Below are 13,136 nucleotides of genomic sequence, written 5' to 3'. Positions count from 1 at the left end.
AGGCAGCCGGAAAATGGAGACAAAGATGACACTCAATATGTTCAAGACCTTCACAGCCGCTCTAGTTGCCGGCAGCATCGGCCAAGGAGCGCTTTTCGCACCGGCCTTCGCCGGTGGCTGGGTTTCTACGACCTATGCCCCTGCCAACGCCCGCGACGCCGGCGCCCTGGCGACCGGCCTGCGGGTCTATTCGCTCTATCACGGCCTGCGCGGCGCCAGTATCCGCCAATCGGGACGCCGCAATGTTGCAGGCATCGCCCAGAACGGCCGCGGCAATCTGGGTATCATCCAACAGCAGGGTAATGGCCATTCAGCTACCCTGCGGCAGAACGGCAATGACAACGCTTACGGAATTTTCCAGTTCGGCAGAAACACCGACGCCAATGTGGTGCAGAACGGCGATGGCGATAGCGGTGCCACCTTCAGCTACGGCTGGTAGAGGCTGAAGACCGGTGGAGACTCGGACACGGGAACTACTCTTGCTCGTTGCCGGGGCTCGCTTGCCCGGCGCCGACCTCAGGAGCGCCTTCTCGCTATCCAACTTGGAGCACGAAGGTGCGCCCGATGAAGCCCTCGGAAATCGCTCGAACTGGGAAGTGCGAGGCCATCCTAGTAGCGCCAACCCTGCTTGAATTCCCTTATGAACCAGTGCTCGACGTCATCTCGCACCGATGTTGTGGTCTGAAATCTCAAGTGTCCGGGCGATTTCTCCTGAAGCCAAGAAAAGAAATCGGAAAAGCTTGGATCGTCCGGCTGATGCGGAAGGCCGCGTTCCTCAGCCCATTTTGTGCAAAAGAAGCGCACAGCTTCTTCGGCTTCATCCTTTTTTGGTTCTCTTGCTCGCGGTTGGCTGGTGGTGGGTGGTCTACAGCCAGGTTATCTCGAACGCCTATATGAGCTATCCGCAGGCGATGCCGTGCCTCATCTCCTCGTCCGATCGCTGCACGCGCAACGGACCTCATCGGGAGCGCTAGCTACGTCGGAAGGCGCGCATTTCGGACAGTGCGATTTCGCGGCGCTTATCGAGGTATGAAGCCAGGTCCGCTTATCGAGGTATGAAGCCAGGTCCTGAAGATGAACGCCTTTGGCACTCTTCTGGCTTCTTTCTGCTCGGGTTAGCGGAAGCTCAATTTCTCCAATGCTCACTTTGCGTAAGAACTTGGCGAGCGTCAGGTGGGAAAAATAATCCTTGCACACGGTCTCAGCGGGGACAATCACGCGTCCCTCATACTGCGCCATGAGTAGGAAGAGTGTGTTCAATATCTTCGCTCGCCGCCAACCATCCGAGGGATGATCAACGGGGTTGCAGCGAAGTTCAATTGGAGCAATCGACGCCAAATGGATAGCGCAGTCGTTCAAAGCGTGTGCAAGGAAAGTAGGGCGAGCAGGTTCGCAGTGAAAAAAACTGATTTGTGCGAAGTGACGCCGCAGCATTCTGGCATAGAAAACTCATAACCTGAAGGTGGTAGCTTCAAATCCTACCCCTGCTAAATTTCCTACCCGCCTATACCATAGCAGCCGAAACTGAGATCCGGTGCGCTAGGGCCCTGCGATGTGGAGAACGGCAGCGATTTGCATAGCTCAAGGCAGTCTTTCCGCTTTGCGCCCATATTTTGCCGTTCAGACCACCGTTGCAGCTTCCTGAAAGCTGACGGTCTGCTAAGCCGGCACGAAGGCCTCGAACGGGGTGGTAGCGGTTACTCCGCCAGTCAGCCCGCTGCCCAACGACAATAGTCGCGTTGATGTCAACGCGAGCATTCAAAGTTTCATGCAAGTACTCCTAGGATATCCGCCCGCGTGGTCGCTGCCACCGTGCGCTGCAATGAACATGGCGACGGCCGACCGGCAATAGGATTCGATCTCGTTGTCGTCCTCTGCTCTCGCCTCATCGAAGCGTGCGACAATCAGGAGATCGGAGCCTTTGAAAAGCGCGGCAAACAAGCGGGCGGACTGGAGAGGATCGGACACCTTCAGAACCGCCTTCGCTTGCAACTGACGCAACAGGGCCTCGATTTGCGCGATGATGTGGGCGGGTCCAGCTTCGTAGTGGAGCTTGCTCAACGACTTTTGACTCGTCATGTCGGCCAGGACCATGGCTTCGACATTGCGGACCTCCGGTCGCAACAGCGTGCGAAGCAGCGATGATCCCACCGCCATGAGCTGATCTTCGGCCGAACCGTCGACGCCTTCAAAAAGGGCCCGTGGTATCAATTGATGGCAGCGGGCCGCAAACGCCGCGCCAAACAGCGCCTCTTTGTTCTCGAAGTGCTTGTAGATGCTGAGCTTGGATATTTTCGCTCGCTGGGCGACCTTATCCAATGTCGTCGCTTGGAAACCCAATTCCGCAAAGAGTTCGCCCGCGGCGTCGACGATCGTTTGGCCAAGCGCCTCGTTGGCGGGCCGACCCCGCCGCGCCTGGGTTTTTTTTGGGGTCGCCACAATTCCAGTCCTTGACAGTATCCTAATTCTTGAATTACGATACCACACAGTTCCTAAAATGTGCAAGCCAATGGATAGGCTTCAACCGCACCCAGCCCAACCCCTCCATCCACAACACGGAGCTTATCACCATGGATGATGTCATCATCATCGGCGGCAGCTTTGCCGGCCTCGCCGCCGCCCTGCAGCTCGGCCGCGCCCGCCGCAAGGTCACCGTTCTCGATACCGGCCTGCCGCGCAATCGCTTCGCCGGCCACTCGCATGGTCTGCTTGGCCACGATCACAAGCCACCGCTGGACATCCTGGCCGAGGCCCGGCGGCAGCTGGCGCGCTATCCCACGATCAGGCTGGTCGGTGCCCGGGCCGACAGCGTCTCCGGCGCCATCGACAAATTCTCCGTCCGCACTGCCGATGGCGAAAGCCTTGGGGCGCGCCGCCTGATCCTGAGCTATGGCATCACCGACCAGATGCCTGACGTTCGGGGCTTTGCCGAAGGCTGGGGCACGTCCATCGTGCCCTGTCCCTATTGCGACGGCTTCGAAGTCGCCGGCCAGCATTGGGGCCTCGTATGGTCCGGCCCGCAGTCGCACAATCAGGTCAGGCTGTTCCACGATTGGACCGACAGATTGACGGTCTTCGCCGATGGTCAGGACATTCCGCCCGATATCCGGGCCGATCTGGACCGTCGTAACACACCTCTCGTCGAGGGCCGGATCACTGAAATCGCCCGTCACGGAGGGCATGGCGCCAGCGTCAGGCTCGATACCGGCCCCGGTGTCGCGGTCGACATCCTGTTCGCGCATCCGCGCAACAAGCCTTCCGCAAGCCTGCATGAAACACTGGGCCTCGCCACAATCGATACACCCCTCGGCATCGTCCTCAAGGTCGACGAGCGCCGTGAAACCAGCATGCCCGGCATCTACGCTGCGGGGGACCTTACCAACCCCCTCATTCCCTCGGTCACCACGGCATCATGGCAAGGCGCAATGGCGGGTATCTTCGCCCAGCAGTCGATGCTGGTTTGAGAGCACAGATTGGAGATGAGCATGGCCGTCGAACCGGACAGCGCGGGTGTGCGCTTCCCTCCGCCCTTCCTCTATCTCGGAGCGCTGCTGTTGGGACTGGCGGCGGAGCGGTTCGTCACCCTCCGCTTTTTCGGCGTCGACTGGTGGTTGCTGGTCGCGACGGGCGCGCTGCTGTTCGTTGCCGGCTCGGCGATGATGCTTTCGGCGGCGGGGCTGTTCCGGCGGCTGGGCACCAACGTTCCGCCGTCGCAGCCAACGACGATCATCGCAACGACCGGTCCTTATCGGTGGACCCGCAATCCCATGTATCTCGGCATGGCGCTTATCTATGCCGGCCTTGCGATCGGCTTCGACGGGCCGATCGCCTTCGCCTTGCTCCCGTTGGTGCTGATCGCAATCCAGACGCAGGTGATCGCCCGCGAGGAGCGCTATCTCGAAGCGAAGTTCGGCAACGACTACCGCCGCTACAAGGCCAACGTTCGCCGCTGGTTCTGACTATTCCGTTGCCGCCTGCGGGCCTCCCAGGACTGGGGCACCCGATCCTCAACTGACCGCTCTTAGAGAAACCCGACAAGCATGGACTTCGAACACGTAACCTTCGACCTGCGTCGGGCCCTGTCTCATCTGATTTCGGCATCGCTCACATCTCTATGGACCAAACTGGCCCTGCTGACGGGCGGCTTTCTCCTCCATGTCCTTTGGTACGGCCTCGTCATCGTGCTCCTTTCCACGCCCCCAGCTCGCGCGGTTTACGATCGTGCCGGGCAGTGGATCGAACGCGTGGTTGGCACCGCACTTGCTGTGTTCGGCCTACGCTTGATCTCCGAAAAGCTTTGAACGCGGAGTGCTGTTGCGCCAGAAGGCAGCTAATTCCGAGACCGGCAGGTGGCCTGGAATGCCGACGACGCACCTCAACCGCGAGAGGTCAGCCACACCCCCACCAGAGTCACCGTCAGGCCAATGAACATTGCCGGGGCAAGCGGTTCCGAGAACAGCATCCAGGCCCAGAGCATGGTGACCGGCGGACTGAGATAGATCGCAGCGCTCACCTGCGCGACCGGGTAAAGGCGCAGCATCGTGTAGTAGACGGCGTAGGCCAGGAATGTGGCAAACAGCACGAGCCACACCATGCCGATGGCAAACTCGCGGGTCATGGGCGGCTCCAGGCTTCCCTGATAGACACCGCAGAGGCCGAAGAGGACCGCACCGGTCAGCGAATGGATGCACAGGCTCTGGTGGACGGGCATGTTCAGGGATGCCTTTCCCCTGCGCAGAACGGACGCGGCGGCGAAGACCAGCATGGAGCCGATGGTGAGCGCATACGCCCAGACAGGCGCCGTGCCGAAGCTGAGGCTGTCAAAGGAGACGATCAGCACGCCGGCCACGGCGATAGCGGTCCCCAGCCATTGCCGTCCCGAAAGCCGTTCGCGCAGAAGCGGCTGCGACAGGGCCGCGATCGCCAGCGGCACCAGATCCGAGATCAGCGCAACGAGGCCTGTCGGCACCCTCTGCTCGATCGCCAGCGCGAAACCGCCGAGATAAATGAACACGGCCATCACGCCGAATGCCATCTGCGGCAGCACGGCCGAAAGCCGCATCTTCGGACCGAACGCAAAGGTGAAGGGAAGCAGGATAAGACCCGACAGCAAGGTTCTCCAGAACAGAAGGACGGCCACACTGGCCTGCTCGCTTACGTAGCGGATGCCCACGAAGCCAGAACTCCAGCCGATGATCAGCAACGTGCCGAGCAGCGGCAGAAGCAGGCGGGAACGCGGGGTAAGGGCAATGTCAGCGGAGTGAGCCATGGCAGTTCCGGTCGGCGGGAGGTCCAGGGATAGGTGCTCCGGACAAGACCTGCACATGACAAATATCGATCATGTCATGAAGTCTGGATGGCATTCGTAATTCGATCTTGCCGGATTGCATGGCAGGGCACATCATTCGCGTCCCGACATGACTCCGGAGCGATGGATGATTGAGACGAACAGCAGGCGACTGGACATCGATGCATTGCGCGCCCTGCGGGCTATCAAGATGCATGGCGGTGTGACACGCGCTGCTGACGCGCTTGGCCTGTCGCAGTCTGCCGTCAGCCACAAGATCAGGCGTATGGAGACCAGCCTTGGCTGCGACCTGCTGGACAGGCGGCCGGGCGGGGGCACGTTCACCGCCGACGGCGACGCGCTTCTCGCCTACGCCGGCAAGATACTGGGCCTTCACGACGAGGCGCTTGTCAGCCTGGCGAAGGCGGATCTGGCGGGACGCATCCTGCTCGGGCTGACCGAGGACACGACCTGTTCGGACCTGTCGCGGATCCTCGGCCGCTTCCGGCGTCTGCACCCGCAAGTGGCCGTCCGGACGAAGGTGCGCATGAGCCTGGTGCTCCGATCCATGCTGGAGCGGGGGGAACTGGACGTCGCCATCATCCAGGTCTTCGCGCACGAGGTAAGGCCGGCGGATATCGTGCTTTTGCGCGAAGACCTGCATTGGGTGAAGTCGCGCGACCTGGAACTGGAGGGGGGCAGTGCCGTGCCCTTCCTTTCGTTCGATGAGGATTGCTTCTATCGTCGCTGGGCAATCGACATCGGGCAGGACGGCGGCGCGGATCTGGAGACCGTGTTCGAATGTTCCAGCGCTGCTGGCATCGTCGCGGCTGTGCAGGCTGGCCTCGGCGTCGCGCTTCTCAGCGATCGTCACCTGCGTCCGGATATGGAAATCATTGGCGAGCGTCTGCCGGCTCCGCCGCCACTCGCCTATGTCGCGCGGCGGGCAAAGAAGGCGAGAAATCCCGCGCTGGAGAGTTTTGTATCCGAGGTTCAGGCCGAAATCAGCCGATACGGCAAGCTGGCGTTAGCCGGTTGAGTCTCAGGATACTCGAAAGTGGCCTGTCCGGCCCGGGCGCGGGGTGTCGCCAACACCATTATCAGGAAAGAACGGTGGTTGGCTTAGTCATCTGCTTCCGAATGAACATCGCCGGATAATTGAGGGCCGCCGCGTGGCGGCCGCTCGATCCATGGCTTGTCAGATCACTTGGCCGCCGGATACCTCGATACGCTGGGCGGTGATCCAGCGGTTGCTCGGGCCGAGTAGGCCTGCAACCATTGGCCCGATGTCGTCCGGTACGCCCACACGACCGAGCGCAATCATGCCGGCGAACTGCTTGTTGAGGTCGGGCATGTCACGAACGGCGCCGCCGAGGAAGTCGGTCTCGATAGCGCCCGGAGCCACCGTGTTGGCAGTGATCCCGCGTGCGGCGAGTTCCTTGGCCATATAGATGGTCAGAATCTCGACCGCGCCCTTGGCGGCCGAATAGGCCGAGAAGCCGGCTGCCGAGACACGGGTGAGACCCGAGGAGAAATTCACGATGCGGCCACCATCGGCCAGCAGCGGCAACAGGGTCTGGGTGAGAAAGAAGACGCCTTTTACGTGGGTATTGAAGAGGGCATCGAACTGCACCTCGGTCGTCTCGGCAAAACTTGCCATTTCGCCCTGGCCCGCGTTGTTCACCAAGTGGTCGAAGGTGTTGCGGCCCCAGTTCGCCGACAGGGCATGCCGCACACTGTCTTCGAAGGCCTTGAAGGAGGCGACATCAGTCACGTCGAGTTGGAGGGCGACAGCCTTGCGACCAAGGGCCTCGATCTCGGCGACAACGGCTTGCGCATCGGCAACGCCGCTCCGGTAGGTCAGGATGACGTCACCGCCTTGACGCGCAATGCTAATCGCGGTGTTGCGGCCGAGACCACGGCTACCGCCCGTAATGATGGAAACTGTGCTCATATCCGTTCTCCATAAATCTGTTTGTTGTTGACAGACATCTTATGACAGGGGCTGAGGCCCGACGGTTGTCGGATCCTCGGCGAGCCTTGCCTATTTCTCCAGGCCAACGCCGGATGCGGGCTGCAGAATGCGATCGACCATCTGCGAGGCAGAGCCGAGATAGTTTTCCGGATCGGTGAGGTAACGCAGACGCTCGCGCCCGAGTGGGACCGCCACGTCTTGTGTGTCCACGAGAACGTCGAAGAGGGGTTTTCCGGCTTCGACCGCACGCCGGCAGGCGGCATAGACGAGGTCGTGTGCGGTCTGGCGACCGGTCAGAGGAGCGAGGGCCATCATCACCGCTTCCGCCACGATGAGGGCTTTCGAGATCGCCAAGTTCGCCAGCATCCGGTCTGGGTGAACGACGAGGCCGCCAAGCATGAAACTTGCTTGCAAAAGAGCCCCGGAGGCAAGCGCGAAACTTTCGGGAACGGCGGCCCATTCGAGATGCCATGATCCTGTGGCACGCTCGAAATCATGCACCATCGCGTCGAGCATCAATCCCGAATGCTGTCTGACCATTTTTGCCGCGGCGATGATGATTTCGCAGGAGATGGGATTTCGCTTCTGCGGCATCGTGCTGGAAGCGCCGCGATGTCGGGCGAACGGTTCCGAGACCTCCCCGATCTCCGTCGCCATCATCACGGAGACGTCGAAAGCGATCTTGGCGAGGCTACCGCTGATCAACGCCAACACCTGTACGACTTCCACCATGCCGTCTCGGGCCGCGTGCCAGGTAATCGTGGGCGTTGCCAGACCAAGGATCCTGGCGAGCTCCGACTGCACGGCCAACCCTTGTCCGCCAAGGGAAGCCAGAGTTCCGGACGCCCCTGAGAACTGCACCACGAGAACACGCGGACGCAATTGCATGAGGCGTTCGCGATGTCGTTCGAGAGCCGACACCCAGACGGCGGCCTTGTAGCCGAATGTGATCGGCAGCGCCTGTTGAAGATGGGTTCGCCCCGCCATCGGCGTGTCGCGGTGATCGGCGGCAAGCCTGCGCAACGCGGCGATCGTGTCGTCGAGCTGCCGTTCGACGAGATCCAGCGCATTCCGGACTTGCAAGACCATGGCCGTGTCCATGATGTCCTGCGTCGTCGCACCCCAGTGCAGATAGCCGCCGGCCTCGCCACAGGCATCGGCCAATTGCTCGACGATCGGCAGGATGGGATAGCCGACAAGTTCAGTCTCGCGTGCGAGGCGGACCATGTCGAAACGGATCGTCCGGGCTGCGGAGGCGATCGAAGCGGCAGCCGCCTCAGGAATGGGACCAAGACGCGCTTCGGCCGCGGCGAGTGCAACTTCGGTCTCGACACACCGGTCGACGAAGGCGTCACTGTTCAACAACGAGCGCATCTCGTCAGCTACGAAGCTGCGCCCAAGCAGCGGTGAGTCGAGAAGGGAAAGCGCGCTCACAGCCTGTCTCCGTTCCGCGAAACGGTGCGGACATCCGCCAGAACGGTCGATCTGACTACCGAGAAAGGTATGGCAGGACTATCGATTGAGACCATTGGTTTGCTCCACTCAAACCGGGCGCCGGCACTTCTGGCACCCGTCAATTCCGTGTTCGTCAGGCGATGTGGACATGCTTGGTGACGGTATAGGGCTCAAGGATTTCGATCCCGCCCTCAGTGCCGATCCCGCTATCCTTCCAGCCGCCGAGCGGTGCCTCGGGCAGGTGCGTCAGACCAGCGTTTACAGAGACAGCGCCGCACTGGAGCGCATCGACGAGACGACGCTGCCTCTTGCCGTCATTCGTAAAAACGTAAGCCGACAGCCCGAATTCGAGCCCGTTGGCAGCTTTGAGCATCGCCTCTTCATCGGTGAAGGGCAGGATCGGCGCGACGGGTCCAAACGGCTCCTCGTGAAGAATAGCGGCTTCGGCAGGCACATCCACCAGAACCGCCGGAGCATAAAAGAAGCCGCGCCCAGCAAGGCGATCTCCACCGGCAAGGACCTTCGCACCCCGCTGCCGCGCATCCTCGACGAGGCGGGCAATGGCTTCGACACGCCGCTCATTTGCAAGGGGGCCCACATCCGTGGCCGGGTCCAGGCCATCTCCGACCGTCAATCCGGTGGCAACCTCGGCAAAGCGTCTTGCGAAGCGCTCGGCAATGCTTGCCTCGACGAAAAAGCGTGATGGAGAGAGGCAAATCTGGCCGGCATTGGTGAACTTGGCCCGCGCCAGCAGTTGCGCAGTCGCCTCCGGATCCACGTCGCCGCAGACGACGACCGGTGCGTGGCCGCCGAGTTCCATCGTCACGGACTTCATGTGAAGTCCTGCCGCCGCTGCGATCCGTTTTCCGATCGGGATCGAGCCCGTAAAGGTGACCTTCGCGATCACCGGCGACTCGATGAGTTGGGTCGAGACCGCGTTGGCATCACCGAAGACGACGGCGAGCGCCGCCGGGTGAACGCCGGCCTCAAGCAAGGCTTCTGCCATCGCCAGGACGCAACCGGGCGTTTCCTGCGAGGGCTTGCAGATAATCGCGCAGCCGGCGGCCAGCGCGCCGGCGAACTTCTTGGCGGCGAGCGCCATCGGAAAGTTCCAGGGCGTGAGTGCCGCGACGACCCCTACCGGATGCGGCTGCACCTCGGTGAGCTGGCCGGCTTGCCGTCCCGGCACGATGCGGCCTGCGATTCGCCTGGCTTGCTCTCCGCCCCATTCGATGAAGTCGGCGGCGCGAAGAACCTCATCGCGCGCCTGGGACAGAACCTTGCCCTGTTCCAGTGTCAAGATGCGGGCAATCCGATCGGTGTCGCGCCGGATGATGCTCGCGGCATCCTTCAGGATGCGGCCACGCTCCCAGGCGGGTACCGCCTGCCAGGTTTGCAGTCCGCCCTGCGCGATGCCGATCGCGTTTTCGATGTCGGCCGCCGACCCGTAGGCCACCTGACCGAGATTGTCGCCCGTCGCGGGATTGATTACATCGACGGCGACGCCTTCAGAACCCTCGAGGTGCTCGCCGTTTATCAGAAGCTGAAACGCGCTGCTCATCTGAATGTTATCCTTTCTGGTCCTTGAAACCACGGACGGCTCCGATCAATCCTGCAAGGCGGTGACGATCGCCATCGTGAAGGCGGGGATGTCGGAGGGCATGCGGCTGGTGATAAGGTTGCCGTCCACCACGACTTCCTCGTCCACCACGGTTGAGCCGGCGTTCTTGAGGTCAGTCCGGATCGAATACCAGGCCGTTGCACGGCGCCCGCGCAAGACATCGGCTTCCACGAGGAGCCACGGTCCGTGGCAAATCGAGGCAATCGGCTTGCCGGCATTAGCGAAGTCCTTCACCAGGGCTATTGCCTTTGGATCCATCCGCAGCTTGTCGGGATTAACGACGCCGCCCGGTAGAACCAGCGCATGGAAGTCTCCCGCGTCGATGTCGGAGATCAACTTGTCCGGCGTGATCGTCTCGGGCGACTGATCCGAGTTGCCGGTCTCGGAATTGTAGATGCAGCCGCGGATCGGATCGCCCTTCGGCGCAGCAAGCGTGACCCTTGCACCAGCGTCCATAAGCAGCCGCCGTGGACTGTAGAGTTCGGCGTCTTCGAATCCGTCGGTTGCCAGTATCAGAATGTTTCGGTTCGTCAGCTTCGTCATGGGCTCTCTCCTTGCTCTCAATGTGCGAGCTGCCTGCTTCAGTTGCGGAGAAATTTATCGAAGCCCACCTGAGCGGAATTGTCGTGAAATTCAGATTCCTTGCCTAATCCGCCAAAGCGGCTTGCGTGAACGACCGTCCGCGCTCAGGATGCCGATGTTTTGTCGATCGGAGTCAAAAGCGATGAACAGCACTTTGCTCGAATACGTCCGCCGCTTCGCAGATAGCAATGCCGACAAATTCGGCGTTGCCCGCACGCCGTTCCCAGGCCTGTTCGCCATGCGTGCGACGGCTCCGAGCGAGCTTCAATATGCGATCTCGAAACCACTGGTGGCGCTCGTTCTTCAGGGGGCCAAGCGTGTTACGATGGGGAACAGGAGTTTCGAATTCGGGGCTGGAGACTCTTTGCTGATCGCTGCCGACGTTCCGAATGTCAGCCAGATCACGCGAGCCAGTGCCGGAGTGCCATACTACTCGCTCGTTCTCGATATCGATCCGGCAATGACGCAGTCCCTCGTGATGGAGATCGGCATTGCCCAGGCCGAGGTAGGTGCTTCCATTCGCGTGGATCCTACCGAAGCGGAGGTCGCTGAAGCGGCCCTGCGTTTGATGAAACTACTCGATCGTCCCGCTTCAATCCCTGTCCTGCAGAACCAGCTTATTCGTGAGATGCACTACTGGCTGCTGACAGGTCGCCACGGTGCAGGCATCCGAGCGCTCGGGGTCACCGACAGCCATGCAAACCGTATCGCGCGGGCCGTCGCGCTTATCCGAGCCGCCTATGCGGAGGCGCTGACGGTGGAGAAACTGGCCGAAGTCGCCGGCATGAGTCTTTCATCTTTCCACCATCACTTCCGCGTCGTAACATCGCTGTCTCCACTCCAGTTCCAGAAGCAACTGGGCCTGATAGAGGCTCGGCGAATGATGATTTCTGAGGGCGCACCGATCAGCAATGCGGCATACGCTGTTGGCTACGAAAGCGTCCCCCAGTTCACGCGGGAATATGGCCGGTTGTTTGGAGCATCACCCGCAAGGGATGTTCGAGACAGCTTTGGCAAGAGCCAGATCGCTGCCTAGGTCACGTAGCTTGGACTGCCTCTAATCCTATCGTTTCATGTACGGAATCTCTGCCTCTGCGCTGATGGCCTTCGCCAGGAACATGCTGCGGCGTGGATAGCGGCGGGGTGAAGTAGGTGCGGAAACCGTCGGCTACGGCTCGGTGAAACGGATCGATGCGCTGTTCGGTATCGAGCGGGACATAAACGAGCTTACAGTCGATCAACGCCTGGCACATCGTCTATGATCTGCAGACCTGGCTTCAAACCGAGCGGTTGAAGCTGTCACGTAGTTCACCGGTCGCCGAGCCGATCGACTACATGCTCAAGCGCTGGGATGGCCTCACGTTATTCTTGGAGGATGGCAGAATCTGCCTGACGAACAATGCGGCCGAGCGAGCCCTGCGAAGCTTCGCGCCGGCAGAAAATCGTGGCTCTTCGCCGGATCGGATCATGGGGCTGAACGTGCCGCCTTCATGGCCACGCTGATCATGATGGGAAAGCTGAACCACATCGATCCGGCCTACCTTGCCGACGTTCCTGCCCGCATCGCCGACACGCCGATTACCAGGCTGGAGCAACTGCTTCCGTGGAACTGGATACCGCCGAGTGTCGACACTCAAAGCGGCCTGACCTACTCTCTAAGTCTAGCGGTCAACAGATCTACCAGTCTCAGCTAACGCGTGAAGGCGTTTTGCAGGAGTGCTGCGGCAGCATGCCGGAGCTATGTTGTCCATTCAGGTGATGTGTCCGACCGTAGCGAGCTGGAGACATACCCGCGTATCGAGCAAAGGCGACGCTGAAAGTACTGGACGAACTGTAACCAACGCGTTCAGCGACTTGATCCAAGCCAAGCTCTTGTCCGCGAAGGAGACGTCCGGCCAAAGCCATACGCCAAGCCAAAATGTATTCCATCGGCGGCATGCCCACTGTCCGGCTGAAACGGGCGAAGAAGGCTGAGCGCGACAAGGACGCTTCGAAAGCCAGTCCAGCAACCGTCCAGGGATATTCCGGGCGCGCATGGAGGGCGCGCAGCGCGGCCGCAACGCGATCATCTGCAAGACCGCGAGCCAAGCCTGGCGGCGCATTCTGCATCTCACTACCGCATCGCAATGCCGTAAGCGCTGTTGTGGGACCACCTTTCGGGAGTGGTCGCGATCTGTGAGGTTGCCGATTCTGTATTGGGATCGGAGATCGGCTTG

General features: G+C 61.0%; 14 protein-coding genes and 1 pseudogene. 7 read left to right on the top strand and 8 right to left on the bottom strand.

Annotated elements, in window-relative coordinates; all coding sequences use genetic code 11:
• Positions 1–25 precede the first annotated feature (25 nt).
• Positions 26–439, top strand: a complete 414-nt coding sequence (locus tag NKH21_RS25225) for a curlin (RefSeq protein WP_502911913.1) — start codon at positions 26–28, stop codon at positions 437–439.
• 482 nt (positions 440–921) lie between these two features.
• Here NKH21_RS25225 and NKH21_RS32850 read toward each other — a convergent pair whose 3' ends face one another.
• Both NKH21_RS32850 and NKH21_RS25215 read right to left on the bottom strand, forming a co-directional pair.
• The gene (locus tag NKH21_RS32850; protein ID WP_502911912.1) at positions 922–1,434 is read right to left on the bottom strand and encodes a pyocin activator PrtN family protein; all 513 of its coding nucleotides are present in this window, start codon (positions 1,432–1,434) and stop codon (positions 922–924) included.
• Positions 1,435–1,758: 324 nt separating this feature from the next.
• A complete protein-coding gene (locus NKH21_RS25215; RefSeq protein WP_352868163.1) occupies positions 1,759–2,439 on the bottom strand; it encodes a TetR/AcrR family transcriptional regulator in 681 nt (226 codons plus the stop codon).
• Between the two features lie 131 nt (positions 2,440–2,570).
• Here NKH21_RS25215 and NKH21_RS25210 point away from each other — a divergent pair, with 131 nt between their 5' ends.
• The 3 genes from NKH21_RS25210 (at position 2,571) to NKH21_RS25200 (ending at position 4,301) form a co-directional block, all read left to right on the top strand.
• Positions 2,571–3,464, top strand: a complete 894-nt coding sequence (locus tag NKH21_RS25210) for an NAD(P)/FAD-dependent oxidoreductase (RefSeq protein ID WP_352868160.1) — start codon at positions 2,571–2,573, stop codon at positions 3,462–3,464.
• A 21-nt stretch (positions 3,465–3,485) separates the two neighbouring features.
• Entirely contained in the window at positions 3,486–3,959 is a 474-nt protein-coding gene (locus NKH21_RS25205; protein WP_352868157.1) for a methyltransferase family protein, read from the top strand.
• 81 nt (positions 3,960–4,040) lie between these two features.
• Positions 4,041–4,301 (top strand): LysE family transporter, encoded by a 261-nt coding sequence (locus NKH21_RS25200; RefSeq protein WP_352868154.1) that lies wholly within the window; start codon positions 4,041–4,043, stop codon positions 4,299–4,301.
• 74 nt (positions 4,302–4,375) lie between these two features.
• On the opposite strand, the gene NKH21_RS25195 is transcribed toward NKH21_RS25200, so the two are convergent.
• Positions 4,376–5,269 (bottom strand): DMT family transporter, encoded by an 894-nt coding sequence (locus NKH21_RS25195; protein ID WP_352868151.1) that lies wholly within the window; start codon positions 5,267–5,269, stop codon positions 4,376–4,378.
• Between the two features lie 166 nt (positions 5,270–5,435).
• On the opposite strand from NKH21_RS25195, the gene NKH21_RS25190 reads away from it, so the two are divergent.
• The gene (locus tag NKH21_RS25190; protein ID WP_352868148.1) at positions 5,436–6,326 is read left to right on the top strand and encodes a LysR family transcriptional regulator; all 891 of its coding nucleotides are present in this window, start codon (positions 5,436–5,438) and stop codon (positions 6,324–6,326) included.
• 159 nt (positions 6,327–6,485) lie between these two features.
• On the opposite strand, the gene NKH21_RS25185 is transcribed toward NKH21_RS25190, so the two are convergent.
• The 4 genes from NKH21_RS25185 to NKH21_RS25170 form a co-directional block, all read right to left on the bottom strand.
• Positions 6,486–7,241: an SDR family NAD(P)-dependent oxidoreductase gene (locus NKH21_RS25185; protein ID WP_352868145.1), complete on the bottom strand. Its 756-nt coding sequence runs from the start codon at positions 7,239–7,241 to the stop codon at positions 6,486–6,488.
• 90 nt (positions 7,242–7,331) lie between these two features.
• Complete coding sequence (locus tag NKH21_RS25180; RefSeq protein ID WP_352868243.1) at positions 7,332–8,636, bottom strand: class-II fumarase/aspartase family protein; 1,305 nt, start codon at positions 8,634–8,636, stop codon at positions 7,332–7,334.
• A 214-nt stretch (positions 8,637–8,850) separates the two neighbouring features.
• Positions 8,851–10,278, bottom strand: coding sequence for an NAD-dependent succinate-semialdehyde dehydrogenase (locus NKH21_RS25175; protein WP_352868142.1), 1,428 nt, complete (start codon positions 10,276–10,278; stop codon positions 8,851–8,853).
• A gap of 45 nt (positions 10,279–10,323) precedes the next feature.
• Positions 10,324–10,881 (bottom strand): type 1 glutamine amidotransferase domain-containing protein, encoded by a 558-nt coding sequence (locus NKH21_RS25170; protein WP_352868139.1) that lies wholly within the window; start codon positions 10,879–10,881, stop codon positions 10,324–10,326.
• A 181-nt stretch (positions 10,882–11,062) separates the two neighbouring features.
• On the opposite strand from NKH21_RS25170, the gene NKH21_RS25165 reads away from it, so the two are divergent.
• Together NKH21_RS25165 and NKH21_RS25160 are read left to right on the top strand one after the other, a co-directional pair.
• Positions 11,063–11,956 carry an AraC family transcriptional regulator gene (locus tag NKH21_RS25165; protein ID WP_352868136.1) on the top strand — a complete coding sequence of 298 codons (894 nt, stop codon included), beginning with the start codon at positions 11,063–11,065 and terminating at the stop codon, positions 11,954–11,956.
• 139 nt (positions 11,957–12,095) lie between these two features.
• Positions 12,096–12,614: pseudogene (locus tag NKH21_RS25160) on the top strand (IS66 family transposase); the annotation flags it as partial.
• Here the strand turns inward: NKH21_RS25160 and NKH21_RS25155 are convergent.
• Positions 12,607–13,136: helix-turn-helix transcriptional regulator (locus NKH21_RS25155; RefSeq protein ID WP_502911911.1), on the bottom strand; the 530-nt coding region annotated here is incomplete at its 5' end. The pseudogene NKH21_RS25160 and the gene NKH21_RS25155 overlap by 8 nt on opposite strands.

Origin of the sequence: Mesorhizobium sp. M1329, from assembly GCF_040318035.1 — a bacterium.
GTDB lineage: Bacteria > Pseudomonadota > Alphaproteobacteria > Rhizobiales > Rhizobiaceae > Mesorhizobium.
The sequence above is the reverse complement of the archived record's forward strand: the minus strand, read 5'-3'. Positions and strand labels throughout refer to the sequence as shown.